The sequence below is a fragment of the Thermoanaerobacterales bacterium genome, assembly GCA_030019475.1.
Lineage (GTDB): Bacteria > Bacillota > Desulfotomaculia > Desulfotomaculales > JASEER01 > JASEER01.
On sequence record JASEER010000018.1, the window covers coordinates 1 to 18,889 of the forward strand.

The window sequence follows — 18,889 nt, forward strand, 5'->3', positions numbered from 1 at the left end:
CCTCAACTCAATTGTTCAGACCGAGTTTCCAACTGAATTATACGAGGGGTCAGGCCCCTTACTTAAAACTAACTTAGAGACCTTTTAAGTAAAGTGCCTGACCCCTTACTTAAAGAGGAGGTGTTCATCTTGGCCATCGACCTCGACGACGTCCGGGCGCTGGAAGCCCTCGACAGCATGGGCATGTTCCGCGCCGCCCGGGAACTGCCGGAGCAGTGCCGGCGCGCCCTGGACCTGGCGGCCGACGTGCCCCTGCCGGAAGGCCCGTTCGAGAACATCGTCGTCACCGGCCTCGGCGGCTCGGCCATCGGCGGCGATCTCCTGCGCGTCTGGGCCGCCGGGCGCCTGGAGATCCCGGTAATCGTCAACCGCGACTATACCCTGCCCCGCTTCGTGGGGCCCGGCAGCCTCGTCTTCGCCGTCAGCTTTTCCGGGAACACCGAGGAGACCTTGAGCGCCTACGGCGAGGCCCGCGCGCGGGGGGCGGCGGTCGTCGCCCTGACCAGCGGCGGGAAGTTGGCGGCGCGCGCGCGGGAGGACAGGGTTCCCCTCATCACGGTCCCCGGGGGTATCATGCCGCGCTCGGCCACCGGTTACCTCTTCCTGCCGACCCTGGTCGTCCTGGAACGGTTGGGCCTGGTCGCGGGGATTGCGGCGGAAGTGGAAGGAATGACCGCCCACCTTCAAGAACTTACAACAAGATACGGGGTCGAGACACCCCTCGCCGATAACCAGGCGAAGCAGTTGGCGATGGACTTCGAAGGGCGCCTGCCGGTCATCTGGGGGGCGAGCGGCACCACCGAGGTCGTCGCCCAACGCTGGAAGGGGCAGATCAACGAGAACGCCAAGGCCCCGGCCTACTGGAACGTCCTGCCCGAGGCCAACCACAACGAGGTGGTCGGCTTCGAGGCGCCGGCCGACCTCCTGAAGAGGATCTGGCTGGTCTTCCTGCGCGACCCGAACGACCACCCGCGGGTGCGGCTGCGCTTCGCGATCACCAGGGAGATGGTCGGCACGGCCGCCGGGGTTTCCGAGTTCGAGGCCGGGGGCGAGGGGCGCCTGGCGCGCATATACTCCCTCATCTATCTCGGCGACTACGCCAGCCTTTATCTGGCGGCCCGGTACGGGATCGACCCCGGGCCGGTCGCGGCGATCGACCGCTTAAAGGCCGCACTTGTGAGAAGTGAGATGTGAGAAGTGTGAGGTGAGGGGGCGGACCCCTTACTGAAGACGCCGGCCGGGCCGCACCCCGGCAGTGAGAGCTTTGGACCCTTTTTCTGGAGGTTTTCCGGATGACTTCCCCCCGCCTGGTGATCATCACCGGCCTTTCGGGGGCCGGCAAAACGCTGGCCGTCCGCTCGCTTGAGGACCTGGGCTTCTTCTGCGTGGACAATCTCCCGCCGCAGCTGATCCCCAAGTTCGCCGAACTCTGCGCGCAGACGGCCGGCAAGATCAACCGCGTCGCCCTGGTCATCGACGTCCGGGGCGGGGAGTTCTTCCGGGACCTGGTGGAAGTCCTGAAGGACCTGAAGCAGCAGGGTGTGCCCTACACGATCCTCTTCCTGGAGGCCAGCAACGAGGCGCTGGTGCGGCGCTTTAAGGAGTCCCGCCGCCCGCACCCCTTGAGCCCGTCGGGGGAGATCGTCGAGGGGATCACGGCCGAACGCGCCCAGTTGCGGGAACTGCGCGGACTGGCCCACAAGATCATCGACACCTCCAACATGACGGTGAACCAGCTCAAGTTGGAGATCGCCAACCTGTACGGGGACACGGCGGACCAGGAGCGCCTGGCGATCACGGTCGTCTCCTTCGGTTATAAGCACGGGATCCCCCTGGACGCCGACCTGGTCATCGACGTGCGCTTCCTGCCCAACCCGCATTACATCGCCGAACTCCGCCCGTTGACCGGCCACGATCCGCGGGTACGCGACTACGTGTTCGGCTTCGATATCACCCGGGAGTTCCTGGAGCGGATGGTGGATATGCTGGAGTTCCTGATCCCGCATTACGTCCGGGAGGGGAAGGCCACTCTGACCGTGGCCGTCGGGTGCACGGGCGGCATGCACCGTTCGGTGTCCCTGGTCAACCGGCTGGGCGAACTGCTGCGGGCGCACGGGCACCGCGTCGCGGTCCGTCACCGCGACCTGAACCGGGAATAAATCAGCCCCCGGTCGACTAAGATCTTAAAAAACCCCACTCCGTCAAATAGTAGGACATATTTGGTACCATTGTGCTATAATAATAAAACAGCGGAGGCCCGATTGGGTTGACCTTTTCCGTTTCCACCAAGGATGAGCTGTCCCGGGTGTTCGGGCGGCCTTGTTGCGTTCTGGCTGAGATCTCCGCCCTGGCGCGGGTCGGGGGGCGTCTTGGGATGGCCGGGTCACAGCCGGCTTCCCTGGTGATCGTCTCCGAGAACGCCGCCGTGGCGCGCAAGGCTTACCGGCTGGCGAAGGATCTCGGGCTGCCGGCGCGGACGGCGGTCAGCCGCAATGCCCGCCTGCGCAAAAGCTACCGCTACGAGGTGCGGCTCCCGCTGGAGCCCGACCCGCAAGGGGCGATGCGGAAGCTCGGCCTGGAGCAACGGGGAATCAAGAAAAGCCTGGTCCGGCGCAATTGCTGCCGCCGCGCCTACCTGCGCGGCGCCTTCCTGGCGCGGGGTTCGGTGGCCAGTCCGCGGGGCCCCTACCACCTGGAAATTATGGTCGAGGACGAGGTCCTGGCCCGGGACCTGGCGGCCCTGATGGAGCGCCTGAGCCTGGAAGCGCGAGTCAGCCCCCGGCGCCAGGGCTGGACGATATACATTAAGGAAGGGACGCAGATCGTCGACTGCCTGAACCTGATGGGGGCGCACGCTGCGCTCCTAAGCTTTGAAGACGCCCGTATCCTCAAGGAGATGCGGAACCGCGTCAACCGGCTGGTAAACTGCGACACCGCCAACCTGAACAAGGCGGTGGACGCCGGGGTGCGCCAGCAGGAATGCATCCGGGTTATCGCGGAGGGCATGGGACTGGAGAAGCTTCCCCCCGCCCTGCGCGAACTGGCCCTCCTGCGGCAGCGCCATCCGGACGTCAGCCTGCGCGAGTTGGGGGAACTGGCCGATCCGCCCCTTTCCAAGTCCTGTATCAACCACCGCATGCGGCGCCTGGAGACCGTTGCCGCACAGCTCCGCGCCCGTGGCGAAGCACGCCGGGGGGCGCGTTGATGGTCCACCAGGATGTCCGTCTCGACCAGGTCCAGACCCACAAGCTGGTGCTGACGGCCGAACTGCGGCAGGCCATGGCCGTCCTCCAGCTTCCCGTGACCGAGCTGGAGGTCTTTGTCAACCAGCAGCTGCAGGAGAACCCCCTGCTCGAGGCCGAGGAACTCGGGGATGAGGAGACGCCCGGGCCGGAAGGGGAGACCGGAGCGGATGAGGACGGCGAACCGGACTGGTCCCAGTACTTTGAAGACGCCAGCGATACCGGGGTGACCCCGGCGCCCGACCGCGCCTGGGATCCGGTGGAGCGGGTGGCGGACCGCGGGGCGACCCTGCAGGAGCACCTGCTCGCCCAGATGCGCCTGACACCCCTGCGGCCCCGGGACCGGCGCATCGCCGCCTACCTCATCGGCAACCTGGACGGGGACGGCTACCTGCAGGTGGACCTGGAGACGGCCGGGCGTCAGCTCGGGGTGCCGGTCCCGGACGTGGAGCGCGTCCTCTCCCTGGTGCAGACCTTCCACCCTCCGGGCGTGGCGGCGCGCGACCTGGCCGAATGCCTGCGCCTGCAGTTGGTACGCCGGGGGATCGTGGATGAAGTCCTCGAACGCCTGATCGCCGAGCATCTGCCCGATCTGGCCGAGGGCCATACGGCCAGGGTGGCCCGCGCCCTCAATGTCCCGCCGGAGCAGGTGGACGCGGCCATGACCCTGTTGCGGAGTCTGGAGCCCCGCCCGGGACGGAACTTTTCCGGCCCGGATGGCACCCGTTTCCTGGTTCCGGATGTTATAATACGGAAGGTCGGCGGGGAGTACATTGTCCTGGTGAACGACCACTTCATCCCCCACCTGACCATAAACCGCACTTACCAGAGGCTCCTGGGCGAGGGCGACACGGTGACCCGCCGCTTTATCAGCACGCGGTTGACGGCCGCGCGCTGGCTGATCAGGAACATCGAGCAGCGCCGCCTGACCCTGACCAGGGTCTGCGGTGTCCTGGCGGACCGGCAGCGCGCCTTCCTCGACGGTGGCCGGGCATACTTGAAGCCGCTGACGATGAAGGAGGTGGCCGACGAGCTTGGACTCCACGAGTCCACCGTCAGCCGGGCGGTGGCCAACAAGTATGCCGAGACCCCGCGAGGGACCTTTGCCCTGAAGTTCTTCTTCGCCTCCGGCCCGAGCATGACGACGGCCGAGGCCGTAAAGAGCGTCATCGCCGACCTGGTCCGGGGCGAAGACCGGCGGCGGCCCTTGAGCGACCGGCAGATCGCCGAGATCCTGGCCGGGCGGGGTATGGACGTCTCCCGGCGGACGGTGGCCAAATACCGTGACGAGATGCACATTGCGCCCGCCGCGCGGCGCCGGGGCTGCAACACCCGGGGCACCGCGGCGAAGGAGGGGAGGCCCCTGACCCCGGGCACTAAAGAGAATTAAAAACGCAAGACAGAGATAACGTCGGCAAATACTTAGGGAAGGAGTGGGCGGTTAATGGCGGTCAAACTGGGCATCAACGGGTTCGGTCGCATCGGGCGTCTGGTTCTGCGCGCGGCGCTGGAGCGGGACGACCTGGAGGTCGTGGGGGTAAACCACAAGTCGCGGCGCATCGCGGTCACCCCCGACTACGGCCGGGCCCTGGCCCACAGCCTTAAGTACGATTCGGTCCACGGACGCCTGAACCGGGACGTGGGCGGCGAGGGGATGAACCTGCTCCTCGAGGGACGCAAGGTTCCGGTCTTCGCCGAGGCCGAGCCCGAGCGCCTGCCCTGGGGCGAACTCGGGGCGGACATCGTCATCGAGTCCACCGGCCGCTTCCGCGAGGTGCGCGAGGCGGCGCGGCACCTGCAGTCGGGGGCGAAGAAGGTCGTCATCACGGCCCCGGGCAAGAACGACGACGTGACGGTCGTGATGGGCGTCAACGAGGGGATCTACGACCCCGCACGCCATAACGTGATCTCCAACGCCTCCTGCACCACGAACTGCCTCGCCCCGGTGGCCAAGGTCCTGCATGAGCGTTTCGGCATCGTCCGGGGCCTGATGTCCACGGTGCACGCCTACACCAACGGCCAGCAGATCCTGGATATGCCCTTCAAGGACCCGCGGCGCGGCCGGGCGGCCAACCTCTCGATCATCCCCACCACCACCGGCGCCGCGGCGGCTATCGGCAAGGTGCTGCCGGAACTGGCCGGGAAGCTGAACGGCTGCTCCCTGCGCGTCCCGGTGCCGGACGTTTCGTTGGTCGACCTCGTGCTGGAGGTGGAGCGCGAGACGAGCGTGGAAGAGGTCAACCAGGCCTTCAAGGAGGCCGCGGAAGGACCGCTGGCCGGCATCCTGGCCTATACCGACCTGCCCCTGGTCTCCTCCGACTACGTCGGCGACCCGCATTCGGCCATCGTGGACGGCCCGGCGACGATGGTCACCCAGGGGAGGATGGTCAAGGTGCTGGCCTGGTACGACAACGAGTGGGCCTACGCGGTGCGGGTGCTGGACTTGGCCGCTTATATCGCCTCCCGCGGCCTAGACCGTTGAAAAACTTTGTTCCTCGCCATGCTCGCTTTTGAACGGTCTCCGGGTTTGTTCCATAACGTTGGCCCGTACTAAAAAGATGATACGACCTTGAAGGAGGTGCAGTTGTGGCCAAAAAGACCGTGCGGGACGTGGATGTCGGCGGCAAACGCGTCTTCGTCCGCGTGGACTTCAACGTGCCCGTCAAGGACGGCAGGGTGGCCGACGACACCCGTATCCGCGCCGCACTGCCGACGATCGAGTATCTGCAGGAGCGGGGGGCGCGCATCATCCTGGCGTCCCACCTCGGCCGGCCCAAGGGAAAGCGTGACGAACGCTTCAGCCTGGCGCCGGTGGCCGAACGCCTGGGCGAACTGCTCGGGCGGAAGGTGCCCCTGGCGGCCGAGGCCGTCGGGCCCGAGGCGGAGGAGGCCGCGGCCCGCCTGAAAGACGGCGACGTGCTCCTGCTGGAGAACATCCGTTTTTACCCCGAGGAAGAGAAGAACGACCCCGACTTCGCCCGCCGCCTGGCGGCTCTGGCCGACCTGTACGTCAACGACGCCTTCGGCACCGCGCACCGGGCGCATGCCTCGACGGCCGGCATCGCTGCCTATATACCCGCCGTAGCGGGTTTTCTTATGGAACGCGAACTGCAGGTCCTGGGGGGCCTCCTGGCCAATCCGGAACACCCCTTCGTCGCCCTGATCGGCGGGGCGAAGGTCTCGGACAAGATCGGCGTCCTGGAGCGGCTGCTCGACAAGGTGGACAGCCTGCTCATCGGCGGTGGAATGGCGAACACCTTCCTCGCCGCCCAGGGGCTGGACATGGGGAACTCGCTGGTCGAGGCCGACCGCCTGGACGTGGCGCGGTCGTTACTGACGAAGGCGAAGGAGAAAAACGTCGCCCTCCTCCTGCCGGTCGATCTCGTTGTCGCGCCGGACATCGAGGCCCCCGGCGAGCGGGAAACCGTGCCCGCCGACCAGGTGCCGGAGGGCTGGAAGGCCTTCGACATCGGCGGCCGGACGGTGGAGCTTTTCAAAGACCGGATCAAGAGCGCCCGGACCGTCTTCTGGAACGGCCCGATGGGCGTCTTCGAGACGGTGGGCTTCGACGGCGGCACCCTGGCCGTCGCCGAGGCCGTGGCCGAGTCGGGCGCCACGACCATCGCCGGCGGCGGGGACACGGTGGCCGCCCTGGACAAGGCCGGTTACGCCGGACGGGTGACCCATGCCTCCACCGGCGGCGGGGCGTCGCTGAAGCTGCTGGAGGGCAAGGAACTGCCCGGCGTGACCGCCTTGGGGGACAAGTGAAATTAGAAATTACAATTACCAATTACTGATTCCGGGGAGTGATACTTTGCGCCGGCCGCTGATCGCGGGCAACTGGAAGATGTATAAGACCCCGGCGGAGGCGGCCGCCTTCGCGGCCGCCTTCCGTGAAGCCGCGGCGGGGTTCGCCGGGACGGCGGAGGTTGCCCTCTGCCCGGCCTTCCCGGCGCTGGTGGACGTGTCGCGCGCCCTGGCGGGCAGCGGCATCGCCCTCGGCGCCCAGAACATGTTCTGGGCGCCCGAAGGGGCCTACACGGGCGAAGTCTCGGCGGCCATGCTGCGGGACGCGGGCTGCCGTTACGTCATCCTGGGCCATTCCGAACGCCGGCAGTACTTCGGCGAGACCGACGAGGGCGTAAACCGCAAGGCCGCCGTGGCGCTGGAGAACGGTTTGATACCCATCGTCTGCGTCGGGGAGACCCTGGAACAGCGGGAGGCGGGAGTTACGGAGAACGTAGTGACCGGGCAGGTGCGGGGCTGCCTGGCCGAGTTCGGCGGGGTGAAGATCGCCGGCCTGGTCATCGCCTATGAGCCGGTCTGGGCTATCGGCACCGGGCGCACGGCCTCGGAGAAGGACGCGCAGGAGGTGATCGGCCTCATCCGCCGTACGGTCGAGGAACTTTCCGGGGCGCAGGCCGCCGCCGCGGTACGCATTCTCTACGGGGGCAGCGTGAAGCCCGAAAACACGGCGGGGCTGATGCGCCAGCCCGATATCGACGGGGCGCTGGTCGGCGGGGCGAGCCTCGACCCGGCGGTCTTCGCCCGGATCGTTGGCGCCGCCGAGGAGGTGTACCGGCCGTGAGCCCGGGTCCGCTGGTCCTGGTGGTTCTCGACGGCTGGGGCGTCGCCGGGGACGCCCCGGGCAACGCTATTACCCGGGCGAAGACCCCGCACTGGGATTCCTACCTGGAGAAGTATCCGCATACCCTGCTCAGCGCCGGCGGGGAGGACGTGGGGCTGCCGGAGGGGCAGATGGGCAACTCCGAGGTCGGCCACCTGAACCTCGGCGCCGGCCGCGTGGTCTACCAGGATCTCACCCGCATCACCCGGGCGATCGCCAACGGCAGCTTCTTCGCCAACCCGGAGCTGGTCGAGGCCTTCGAGCGGGCGCGGCAGCGCAACGCCGCCGTCCACCTGATGGGCCTCCTCTCCGACGGCGGCGTGCACAGCCATATCAACCACCTCTTCGCCCTCCTGGAGATGGCCCGCCGCTTCGGCCAGGAGCGCGTCTGCGTCCACGCCTTCCTCGACGGGCGCGACGTGCCGCCGGCCAACGCGGGCGAGTACCTGGCGGCCCTTGAGGAGCGGATGCGCTCCGCCGGGCGCGGGGAGGTGGCCAGCATCATGGGCCGTTACTGGGCGATGGACCGCGACCGCCGCTGGGAGCGCACGGCGCGCGCGTATTTCGCCCTGACGAAAGGCGAGGGCCTGCAGGCCGCGCGGCCTATTGAGGCGCTGGAAGCGGCCTACGCCCGCGGGGAGACCGACGAGTTCGTCCAGCCGGCGGTCATCGTCCGCGACGGGCGGCCGTCAGCCACGGTCAGCGACGGGGACAGCGTCATCTTTTTCAACTTCCGCCCCGACCGCGCGCGGCAGATCACCCGCGCCTTCGTCGACCGGGATTTCCAGGAGTTCGACCGCGGGCCGTCCCCGCCGCGCGTGCATTTCGTATGTTTCACCCAGTATGACAGGACGATAGAGGCCCCCGTGGCCTTTAAACCCGAGAGGATCGTCAACACCCTGGGCGAGGTCCTCAGCCGCCACGGCATCCGCCAGCTGCGTCTGGCCGAGACCGAGAAGTACGCCCACGTAACCTTCTTCTTCAACGGCGGGGTGGAGGCACCCAACCCGGGGGAGGAAAGGATCCTGATTCCCTCGCCGAAGGTGGCCACCTACGACCTGAAACCAGAGATGAGCGCCTTCGAGGTCACCGAAGCCTTCCTGGAGAACCTCGGCCGCTTTGAAGTCGTGATCATGAACTACGCCAACCCGGATATGGTCGGGCATACCGGGCGGCTGGAGGCGGCCGTCAAGGCCGTCCAGGCCGTGGACGCCTGCCTGGGCCGGGTGGTGCCGGCCGTCCTGGCGCGGCGGGGGACCGTACTCCTCACCGGGGACCACGGCAACGCCGACCACGTGCTGGACGAGGAGGGGCGGCCCTTCACCGCCCACACCAGCAACCCCGTACCCTTCGTCCTCATTGCCCCCGAAACGGAAAAGACTTCCCTACGCCCGGGGCGGCTGGAGGACGTGGCGCCGACCATGCTGGACCTGCTCGGTATTCCCCGGCCGGAGGAAATGACCGGCCGTTCATTAATCGTCAAGGAGGCCTAGAAATGTCGACGACCATCACCGATGTCTTTGCCCGACAGATCCTTGATTCCCGCGGTAACCCCACCGTCGAGGTCGATGTCGTCCTGGAGGACGGTACCCTGGGCCGGGCGGCCGTGCCCTCCGGCGCCTCCACCGGTACCCACGAGGCCGTGGAACTGCGCGACGGCGATCCCGGCCGCTACCTGGGCAAGGGGGTCTCCCGCGCGGTGGCCAACGTCAACGCCGTCATCGCCCCGGAGATCACCGGCCTCGACGCCGTCGACCAGGTGGGGATCGACGAGGCCATGATCGCCCTGGACGGCACCGAGAACAAGAGTAAGCTCGGAGCGAACGCCGTCCTGGGCGTCTCCATGGCCGCGGCCCGCGCCGCGGCCGAGGCCCTCGGCCTCCCTCTCTACCGCTACCTGGGGGGCGTCTTCGTCCACACCCTGCCCGTGCCGCAGATGAATATCTTAAACGGCGGGAAGCATGCCGACAACAACCTGGACCTGCAGGAGTTTATGATCATGCCCGTGGGAGCGCCGAGCTTCGCCGAGGCCCTGCGCATGGGGTCCGAGGTCTACCACCGGCTGAAGGGCGTGCTCAACAAGCGCGGCCTGGCCACCACCGTCGGCGACGAAGGAGGGTTCGCCCCCTTTCTGGAGTCCCACACCCAGGCCCTGGACCTGATCGTCGAGGCCATCGAGGCCGCCGGGTACACCCCCGGGGAGGACATCGCCCTGGCCCTGGATCCCGCGGCCAGCGAGTTCTACCAGGACGGGCGGTACCACCTCAAGGGGGAGGAAAAAATCCTGACCTCCGGTGAGATGATCGACTTCTATACGGCCCTGGCGGACAAGTACCCGATTGTCTCCATTGAAGACGGGCTGGCCGAGGACGACTGGGAAGGCTGGCGGGAGATGACCCGGCGGCTGGGCGGCCGCCTGCAGCTCGTCGGCGACGACATCTTCGTCACCAACCCGCGGCGCCTGGCGCGCGGCATCACCGAGGGCGCGGCCAACGCCATCCTGATCAAGCTCAACCAGATCGGGACGATCACCGAGACCCTCGACACCATCGCACAGGCGCGCCGCGCCGGGTTCGCCGCCGTCGTCTCCCACCGCTCCGGGGAGACCGAGGACACGACCATCGCCGACTTCGTGGTCGGCGCCGGCGTGGGGCAGATCAAAAGCGGCGCCCCGGCGCGTACCGAACGCGTCGCCAAATACAACCAACTGCTGCGCATCGAGGAGGAGCTGGGGGACATCGCCCGCTACGCCGGCCCCTTGCGTTTGTGAAATCACGAGCATTAAATCGTTGTCAGCGTGTCCCCAACATGCTATAATTATCACCAAGTTGTGGAGGAGGGCCTTCCCATGCTTAAAACAGTGGTAATGGTGATCGAGGTTCTGATCGCCTTGGCCTTGATTGCGGTTGTCCTTCTGCAATCGGGCAAGAGCGCCGGCCTGTCCGGGGCCATCGCCGGCGGCGCGGAAACCTTCTTCGGCAAGAAGAAGGGGCTGGACGAATGGTTTGCCAAAGTCACGGTGATCGTGGCCATTATTTTCGGGCTACTCTCCCTGGTTCTCGTAGTCTGGAAATAGTGGCCTCCTAGTTTTGGACGCAGGCGGGAGGTGATGGTCAAGATACTCTGGCGCTGAACCGGTTCGCAATCTTTCTGGTTTCATCCTTTATAAGATCTTATGGAGGTGACCCTGTTTGTTCAGTCCGGAGACAATCCCTTATGTGGGGATCATCGCCGCCGGCGTCGGCATCCTGTTCGCCGCCTACCTGATCTCATGGGTTCTTAGTAAACCCGCCGGCAACCAGCGGATGATCGAGATCTCCGCCGCCGTGCAGGAAGGCGCCATGGCCTACCTCAGCCGGCAGTACAAGACCATCGCCATGGTCGGTATCCCGGTGGCGATCATCATTTGGCTTGGCCTGGGTTATGAGACCGCCCTCGGCTTCCTCGTCGGGGCAACCTTCTCCGGTCTCTGCGGCTACGTCGGCATGACCGTGTCGACCCGGGGCAACGCCCGTGTCGCTGAAGCCGCCAGGCAAGGTATGGGCCATGCCCTGCAGGTGGCCTTCAAGGGCGGCGCCGTCACCGGTATGATGTGCGTCAGTCTGGCCCTCCTCGGTGTGGCGGGCATTTATGCCATCTTCCAGGACCCGGTCACCCTGGTCGGCCTTGGTTTCGGCGGTAGCCTGATCTCCGTGTTCGCCCGTCTAGGCGGCGGCATCTACACCAAGTCCGCCGACGTGGGCGCCGACCTCGTCGGTAAGGTCGAGGCCGGGATCCCTGAGGACGACCCGCGCAACCCGGCCGTTATCGCCGACAACGTCGGTGACAACGTCGGTGACTGCGCCGGTATGGCGGCCGACCTGTTCGAGACCTACGCCGTGACGGCCGTCGGCGCGATGTTGCTCGGCTTCCTGCTGTTCCCCGGCCAAACCGCGTTTGTGGTCTACCCGATCATCCTCGGCGCGGCCGCGATCATCGCCTCCATTATCGGTACTTTCTTCGTCCGCATGGGCGGCGGCACCAACATCATGAGCGCTCTCTACAAGGGCATGTGGGCGGCGGCCATCCTGGCCCTGATCGCCTTCTACCCGATCACCACCGCGGTCCTCGGCACGGCGGTCTGGTTCTGGCCGGCCCTGGTCGGTATCGCGGTAACCATGATTATCGTTTACCTGACCGACTACTACACCTCCGCCGGCTTCCGGCCGGTTAAGTCGATCGCCTACGCCTCCCAGTCCGGTCACGCGACGAACATCATCTCCGGTCTCTCGATCGGCATGGAGGCCAGCGTCCTGCCCGCCCTGACCATCGTCGGCGGCATCCTGGCTTCTTATGTCATCGGTAACGGAGCGGTCGAGGGCGGCGGCCTTTACGGCGTCGCCGTGGCCTCGATGGCCATGCTCTCCATGACCGGCATCATCGTCGCCATCGACTCCTACGGCCCGATCACCGACAACGCGGGCGGTATCGCCGAGATGGCCGAACTGCCGGCCGAGATCCGCAACATCACCGACCCGCTGGACGCCGTGGGCAACACCACCAAGGCCGTCACCAAGGGGTACGCCATCGGCTCCGCGGGCCTGGCGGCGATCGTGCTCTTCGCCGACTACACGCACCACCTGGCGGACTTTGTCCCGGCCGAGCAGCTCACCTTCTCCATCAACAACCCGTGGGTGCTGGCCGGCCTGTTCATCGGCGCGTCGCTGCCCTTCCTGTTCTCCTCGCTGGCGATGGGCGCCGTGGGCCGCGCGGCCTTCGACGTCGTGAACGAGGTGCGGCGGCAGTTCCGTGAGATCAAGGGTATTATGGAAGGGACCGCGAAGCCCGAGTACGGCCGTTGCGTGGATATCGTTACCAAGCGTGCGATCAAGGAAATGATGCTTCCGGGCATCATCCCCGTCGCGGCGCCGATCATCGTCGGCCTGGCTCTGGGCCGTGACGCCCTGGGCGGCCTGCTGATGGGCGTTATCGTCTCCGGTCTGTTCCTGGCTATCTTCCAGACCTCGGGCGGCGGCGCCTGGGACAACGGCAAGAAGTACATCGAAGAGGGCAACTACGGCGGCAAGGGCTCCGACGCCCACAAGGCCGCGGTCACCGGTGACACCGTCGGCGACCCGCTGAAGGACACCTCCGGCCCGGCCATCAACCCGATGATCAAGGTCGTGAACATCGTCGCCCTCCTGCTCGTCCCGCTGATCGCCAACATCGTGCGCTAAACGCCGGAATCCAACGGAACCCCTGCTCATACGGGCAGGGGTTCTTTTTGGCGCGCCCGGCATGGGCGGTGACCAGGTTGTGAAAGGCCTCGATTCTGCTTTACAAAATCCTGCAGCCTGATTATAATGAGGCTAACATCATAAGAAAGGGTGGCTCGGAGCCACCCCGGCGGTTAACGCTGTACCACGGATGGAAACCACGAGGAGTGTACTCTGTCGAAGCAGAGTCCCTTGTGGTTTTTTTTACGGAACACCGGGCTCTCAATCTGCGATTCCAGGGGAGGAAGCATGATACGTATCGCCGTAATCGACGGCCAGGGCGGTGGCATTGGTAGGCTTCTGGTGGAAAAGCTTTCGCATGTCCTGTGTTACAAAGACGCGGAAATCATTGCTCTGGGGACAAACGCCCTGGCCACGGCGGCGATGGTCAAAGCCGGCGCCAGTGAAGGGGCCAGCGGTGAAAATGCGATCGTGTACAACGTTTCCCGGGTCGATATTATCGTCGGCACCATTTCCGTACTGGCGGCGCACGGCATGTCAGGCGAATTCACCCCGGCGATGGCCGAGGCGGTGGCGCGGAGCCCCGCGACAAAAGTCCTTTTGCACCTCAACCGATCGGGTATCGAAGTGGTCGGTGTACCCGCCGAGCCGTTGCCGCACCTGGTGGATAAGCTTATAGAACGGGTTAGAGACCTCATAAAAAAGCAGGAAGAATCCCGCTGAGTAACATCGCGAATTCCGGACACGAAGCCCGGCTTTCGCGATGTTTTATTTCCAGGATCACGACTGGGGGATGACACTCGTGAAAAGCGCGGTCGTTATTGGGCTGGGGGACCCGCTCCTGGGTGACAGGGGCGCCGGCCCGTACGTTGTGGAAGCCCTGCTCCAGGAGAGACCGGGGTTGAACATTGAGCTGGCGGACATCGGTTTAAGGCTGACCGACCTGGAAATGCACCTTTACGGAAGGGATTACGGGATTCTGGTACAGGCTCTGGCGCGGGGGTATCCCGGCGGGCATGTTTCCCAGGTGGCGTATCGGGAATTGCAGCGTTCACGACAGAGCCCGCCATGCCTGCGGCCGGTTTTGGAGAGGCTTGGTCTGATGGAACGGTTTGGTGTTATGCCGCCGGAGGTGACGTTTGTCTTTATCGAGCCGCAAATGGTGTGCGAAGGTGTGGGAATTTCGAAGAACGTACGGTACGCCATTCGGAAAGCCACGCGTTTAATAAAGAAGGACCTTGAGCAGCGTGGGTATCTATGCGCGTCGCCGGTGGTCCCCCTGCGTTACCGGTTGGAGTTGCTTGAAATGACGGTCTAGGGAGTAGAGGAAGATGTTGGTTTAATTATCAGTCGGAGAGAGGAGGGAGTAACGGCGCAAAGGTGTGGTTGATGTGGTTTGGCGGTCAGCGGTGTACGAGCCATTGAGAGGAGGAAATGATCATGACAAGCGGTCACGAGCGGGAGAAAGCGGTAACCCGGCGGGCCTTCCTGAAGCTGATGGGCGGACTTGGCCTGACCGGGTTGGCCGCAAGCTGTGGCGGTTGTTTGCACTCTCCCGTGGGGGACACCGGCGGGGAGGGGTGGATCCCCTATCAGTATGAAGCCGCCGGCACCTGGCCGGCGCAAGTCCGCGGGCGGGTGCCCATCGACCCGGCCAGCCCCGCCATCGTGCGTGACGATGAAAAATGCATCCTTTGCGGGCAGTGCCTGGAAGTCTGCCAGCACACGCAATCGGTCTTCGGATACTACGGGCTCCCCGTGGTGGATGATATCGTTTGTATCAACTGCGGCCAGTGCGCTCTGGCCTGTCCCACCGGGGCCATCAGTGAAAGAGACGATACGGAAAAGGTCCGGCGGGCGCTCGAAGACCCCGACCGGTTTGTCGTGGTGCAGACCGCGCCGGCGACGCGCGTGGCGCTCGGCGAGGAGTTCGGCCTGCCGCCCGGCACATGGGTTATGGGCCAGCAGGTCGCCGCCCTGAGGCGCCTGGGCTTTGACGCCGTCCTGGACACCAACTTCACAGCCGACCTCACGATTATGGAGGAGGCGACGGAGTTGATCAAGCGCATCAAAGGCGAGATGCCGGGGCGGCCGCTGCCCCAGTTCACCTCCTGCAGCCCGGGATAGATCAAGTTCTGTGAGTATTTCTACCCCGACCTGCTCCCGCACATCTCTACCTGCAAGTCGCCGCAGCAGATGTTCGGCGCCCTGGTAAAGACCTATTACGCGAAAAAGAGAAACATTGATCCCGCGAAGATCGTTTCCGTTTCTGTCATGCCATGCACGGCAAAGAAGTTTGAGGCGCAGCGCCCGGAGATGAACGACAGCGGGTTGCGGGATGTGGACGTCGTCCTCACCACCCGCGAACTGGCAAGGATGCTCAAACAGAGGGGTATCGACCTGACGCGGCTTCCCGAGGAGGATTACGATCCCCTGATGGGCAAGTGCACGGGCGGCGCGATTATCTTCGGCGCCACCGGCGGCGTTATGGAAGCCGCCGTCCGCACGGCCTACTTCTTCATCACCGGTCAAGAGCCGCCGGCCGGGCTGTTGAACCTGACCCCGGTCCGCGGCCTGGCGGGGGTCAAGGAGGCGGCGGTGGATGTGCCGGGCGTCGGGACCGTACGCGTTGCGGTCTGCCATGGTATGGGCAACGGGCGTCAGGTACTGGAGGCTGTGCGTCAAGGCAGGGCGCCCTGGCATTTCGTGGAGTTTATGACCTGCCCCGGCGGTTGCATCAGCGGCGGCGGCCAGCCGCGCACGGCGGTACCGCCCACGGATGAAGTGCGTGCCAGGCGCATCGCGGCTTTGTACAGCGCCGATGCCCGATGGGTGATACGGGAGAGCCACGAGAACCCGGAGATTCTGGCCATCTATCAAGAATTCCTGGAACACCCGATGAGCGAACTGGCTGAAAAGCTGCTGCACACCGAATATGTCTCGCGCGGGCGGCACCTGCACGCCCTGGATATGCGTGAGGCGACGGGTGGAAAGGAAAGGGGGTTGGCCCGGAATGCGTAAGGGCGTACTGGTAGACCTGACCAGGTGCGTCGGCTGCGGTAGCTGCGCGGTGGCGTGCAAGCTCTACAACGGCCTCAAGTGGGAGAGCGGCGCGTCGCCCATCGGCGATAAGGCGCAGCTTGGCTCCGAGAACTGGACCGTGGTCAGGAAGCATGTCGCCGAAGGCAAGGACGGCGCGGTGTGGCGTTTCGTAAAGACCCAGTGCTTCCACTGTCTTGACCCGGCCTGTGCCTCCGCCTGCTTCGTCAAGGCGATCCAAAAGACTCCCGAGGGGCCGGTTGTCTACAACGAGCGGCTGTGCGTGGGCTGCCGGTACTGCATGCTGGCCTGCCCGTTCCAGGTGCCCAAGTACGAGTGGGATAAGGCCTTCCCGGCCGTACGCAAGTGCCGTTTCTGCTATGACCGCCTGCAGGAGGGCATGCAGCCGGCCTGCACGTCGGCCTGCCCGACGGGAGCGAACAAGTTCGGTACCCGCAAGGAACTGCTGGACGAAGCGCACAAGCGCATCGCGGACAACCCCGACAAGTACGTTAACCAGGTCTTCGGCGAGAAGGAGTACGGCGGGACCTCGGTACTCTATCTGTCGGACGTTCCTTTTGACCAACTCGGCTTCCGCACGGACGTTTCGCAGGAGAGCATCCCGTCCTACACCTGGAAGGTGCTCAAGTGGACGCCGTACGTCGCCGTGGGCTGGACCGCCGTCCTGACCGCGCTCTACCTCTACACCAAGCGGCGCGCGGACGTGGAAGAGGGACATTAAGGGCGACATTAAGGTGAGATTGGAGGTACGGCTATGAGTCTGGAAAGATGGACTTTTAGATGGTCCGGGTTACGTGCGGTCGGGGTGGCGATCGTCGCCGTGTTCCTCGGTGTCGCCGTCTACCGGCTCCTGATGGGCCTGGGCGCGGCCACCAACCTGAACGACCAGTGGCCCTGGGGACTGTGGATCGGGTTCGACGTCCTGACCGGCGTCGCCCTGGCCGGCGGCGGGTTCTCCACCGCGCTGATCGTACACATCCTGCACAAGCACAAGTACCACTCGATTTCCCGCGCCGCCCTGTTGACGTCCCTGATCGGCTACAACCTGGTCCTGGGCGGACTGTTCCTGGACATCGGGAAATGGTACAACTTCTGGCGGCCCTTCTTCTACTGGGGCTACCACTCGGTGCTGTTTGAAGTCTTCTGGTGCGTCTCCCTGTACACCATGGTCCAGATGCTGGAGTTCGGACACATCGCCTTTGAGCGGGTCAAGGCTCCCAGCCTGAAGAAGCTCTTCGACGGCATCCTGCCTATCCTGTTCGTGGTCGGTATCATGCTCCCGACCCTGCACCAGCAGTCCCTGGGCAACCTCTACATCGTCGCCGTAGATCGCCTGTACCCGACCTGGTGGTCGCTGTGGATCGGGATCTTCTTCCTGACCTCCGCCTTCTTCGTCGGGCCGGCGATGTGCACCTTCGAGGGCTGGCTGGCCGCCAAGGCCTACAAGCGCGACTTCAACCATGAGGTGCCGGTCCTCGGCAGCCTGGTGAAGGTCACCGCCTGGCTGATGCTCCTCTACCTCGTAATGAAGGTCGTCGACCTCACCTGGCGGGGTGCCTGGGGCTTTGCCTTCAACGGCTCCTTCGAGGGCAACATGTTCCTGCTCGAGACCATCGTCTTCGTGCTCGTGCCGATGATCATGTTCTTCATGCCCGGCGTGCGGAACAGCGCCGGCGGGCTGCTCACCGCTTCCATCCTCACCGTGGCCGGCGTGATCTTCAACCGCATGAACGTGGTGTTCACCGGGATGGCCGGGGCCTCCGGCGGGAGCTACTTCCCGCACTGGATGGAGTGGTCGGTAACCATCGGGCTTGTCACCGTCGGCGTCCTGCTCTACTGCTTCATCGTGGAGAACTTCGCGATCTTCCACGAGGACCAGGAGAAACAGGCGGCGATCAACAAGACCCACCGGTACGGTACGGCGCAGGTCCAAGCTTAGTGCCCTGTGCCCGTACCTCATGCTGAGGTTTTCTCTCCCTCCTATTGAGGTCCCCGGCGGCTCTTTCGCCGGGGACCCCTTCATCCTTTGGGCCGAAGAGCAAAGTATGAATATTGCCAAAATTACAAAAACCTTCGCCCAAACCATTGACACTTCGGGAAGAAAATAGCTACACTATGAGAAATAGGATAATTGAATCCGTGGTTGCAGTCTAGAGTAAGTAAAGTAAGGGCCACGAAGGCGCTGGTCTTCCCTGACGAAGGGGGGATGCCTGTTTCGTGGCCTTTTGCTTACTTTTCAGGGGGGAAGGAGAGGGTTGCGTTTGCTTGCAGAAGAAGGACAGCAGGGAGACCGGGCTCCGGAAGAAGAGGAGTACCAACCGTTGATTCTAATGTTCGCCACGGAGCGGTGCGCCTATCCGTGCGCGGACGTGGCCGGGCTGACAAGAATAAGCTATCCGCCCAATATCCGGCTCATCCGGGTGCGCTGCTGTTCCATGGTTCCGCCGTCGTTGGTACTCGAGGCCTTCCGCAAAGGGGTGGACGGGATTATCATCGGTACCTGCTATCCCCAGGACTGCGCCTACGGTGGAGGAGTGGAGCGAACGCGGGAGCGAATGAAAAGTCTCACGCCCGCACTTCGTGAGATGGGGATCGAGGCCGACCGTCTGCGGGTGGAGGCCGTTTGCAGCATCTGCACCAATGTTTTTAAGCAGGTCACGGAAGAGATGACCGAGCTGTTGTCGCTGCTGGGCCCGACTCCTTACAGTCACCGGCGCGGTGAGCCGGCGGTCGGGGAGGCGTGA

Annotated in this window: 17 protein-coding genes and 1 pseudogene; all 18 read left to right on the plus strand. The window is 64.9% G+C overall.

Features of this window, described 5'->3' with window-relative positions:
* Positions 1-129 precede the first annotated feature (129 nt).
* The 18 genes and pseudogenes from QMC81_06260 to QMC81_06345 all read left to right on the plus strand — a co-directional run bounded on the left by QMC81_06260 (position 130) and on the right by QMC81_06345 (position 18,889).
* Positions 130-1,194: a bifunctional phosphoglucose/phosphomannose isomerase gene (locus QMC81_06260; protein MDI6907072.1), complete on the plus strand. Its 1,065-nt coding sequence runs from the start codon at positions 130-132 to the stop codon at positions 1,192-1,194.
* A 98-nt stretch (positions 1,195-1,292) separates the two neighbouring features.
* The gene (gene rapZ / locus QMC81_06265; GenBank protein MDI6907073.1) at positions 1,293-2,159 is read left to right on the plus strand and encodes an RNase adapter RapZ; all 867 of its coding nucleotides are present in this window, start codon (positions 1,293-1,295) and stop codon (positions 2,157-2,159) included.
* A gap of 107 nt (positions 2,160-2,266) precedes the next feature.
* Positions 2,267-3,205 carry a DNA-binding protein WhiA gene (gene whiA, locus QMC81_06270; GenBank protein ID MDI6907074.1) on the plus strand — a complete coding sequence of 313 codons (939 nt, stop codon included), beginning with the start codon at positions 2,267-2,269 and terminating at the stop codon, positions 3,203-3,205.
* Positions 3,205-4,632, plus strand: coding sequence for an RNA polymerase factor sigma-54 (gene rpoN / locus QMC81_06275; protein ID MDI6907075.1), 1,428 nt, complete (start codon positions 3,205-3,207; stop codon positions 4,630-4,632). The genes whiA and rpoN overlap by 1 nt, the downstream gene beginning before the upstream one ends.
* Before the next feature lie 54 nt (positions 4,633-4,686).
* Entirely contained in the window at positions 4,687-5,724 is a 1,038-nt protein-coding gene (gap, locus tag QMC81_06280; GenBank protein MDI6907076.1) for a type I glyceraldehyde-3-phosphate dehydrogenase, read from the plus strand.
* 104 nt (positions 5,725-5,828) lie between these two features.
* Entirely contained in the window at positions 5,829-7,010 is a 1,182-nt protein-coding gene (locus tag QMC81_06285; protein MDI6907077.1) for a phosphoglycerate kinase, read from the plus strand.
* 46 nt (positions 7,011-7,056) lie between these two features.
* Positions 7,057-7,830: a triose-phosphate isomerase gene (tpiA, locus tag QMC81_06290; GenBank protein ID MDI6907078.1), complete on the plus strand. Its 774-nt coding sequence runs from the start codon at positions 7,057-7,059 to the stop codon at positions 7,828-7,830.
* Positions 7,827-9,362 carry a 2,3-bisphosphoglycerate-independent phosphoglycerate mutase gene (gene gpmI / locus QMC81_06295; protein ID MDI6907079.1) on the plus strand — a complete coding sequence of 512 codons (1,536 nt, stop codon included), beginning with the start codon at positions 7,827-7,829 and terminating at the stop codon, positions 9,360-9,362. Before tpiA ends, gpmI begins: the two co-directional genes overlap by 4 nt.
* A 2-nt stretch (positions 9,363-9,364) precedes the next feature.
* On the plus strand, positions 9,365-10,639 hold the full coding sequence (eno, locus tag QMC81_06300; GenBank protein MDI6907080.1) for a phosphopyruvate hydratase: 1,275 nt from the start codon (positions 9,365-9,367) through the stop codon (positions 10,637-10,639).
* 78 nt (positions 10,640-10,717) lie between these two features.
* The gene (gene secG / locus QMC81_06305) at positions 10,718-10,945 is read left to right on the plus strand and encodes a preprotein translocase subunit SecG (GenBank protein ID MDI6907081.1); all 228 of its coding nucleotides are present in this window, start codon (positions 10,718-10,720) and stop codon (positions 10,943-10,945) included.
* A gap of 115 nt (positions 10,946-11,060) precedes the next feature.
* Positions 11,061-13,085: a sodium-translocating pyrophosphatase gene (locus QMC81_06310; protein MDI6907082.1), complete on the plus strand. Its 2,025-nt coding sequence runs from the start codon at positions 11,061-11,063 to the stop codon at positions 13,083-13,085.
* A 288-nt stretch (positions 13,086-13,373) separates the two neighbouring features.
* Positions 13,374-13,808 (plus strand): DUF3842 family protein, encoded by a 435-nt coding sequence (locus QMC81_06315; protein ID MDI6907083.1) that lies wholly within the window; start codon positions 13,374-13,376, stop codon positions 13,806-13,808.
* Positions 13,809-13,887: 79 nt separating this feature from the next.
* Positions 13,888-14,403: a hydrogenase maturation protease gene (locus QMC81_06320; protein ID MDI6907084.1), complete on the plus strand. Its 516-nt coding sequence runs from the start codon at positions 13,888-13,890 to the stop codon at positions 14,401-14,403.
* A gap of 179 nt (positions 14,404-14,582) precedes the next feature.
* A pseudogene (locus QMC81_06325) lies at positions 14,583-15,821 on the plus strand ([FeFe] hydrogenase, group A).
* Positions 15,801-16,106, plus strand: coding sequence for an iron hydrogenase small subunit (locus QMC81_06330; protein ID MDI6907085.1), 306 nt, complete (start codon positions 15,801-15,803; stop codon positions 16,104-16,106). The pseudogene QMC81_06325 and the gene QMC81_06330 overlap by 21 nt, the downstream one beginning before the upstream one ends.
* Entirely contained in the window at positions 16,099-16,866 is a 768-nt protein-coding gene (locus tag QMC81_06335) for a 4Fe-4S dicluster domain-containing protein (GenBank protein MDI6907086.1), read from the plus strand. Before QMC81_06330 ends, QMC81_06335 begins: the two co-directional genes overlap by 8 nt.
* A gap of 33 nt (positions 16,867-16,899) precedes the next feature.
* Positions 16,900-18,084 (plus strand): Ni/Fe-hydrogenase cytochrome b subunit, encoded by a 1,185-nt coding sequence (gene hybB, locus QMC81_06340; GenBank protein MDI6907087.1) that lies wholly within the window; start codon positions 16,900-16,902, stop codon positions 18,082-18,084.
* Positions 18,085-18,406: 322 nt separating this feature from the next.
* On the plus strand, positions 18,407-18,889 hold the full coding sequence (locus tag QMC81_06345; protein ID MDI6907088.1) for a hydrogenase iron-sulfur subunit: 483 nt from the start codon (positions 18,407-18,409) through the stop codon (positions 18,887-18,889).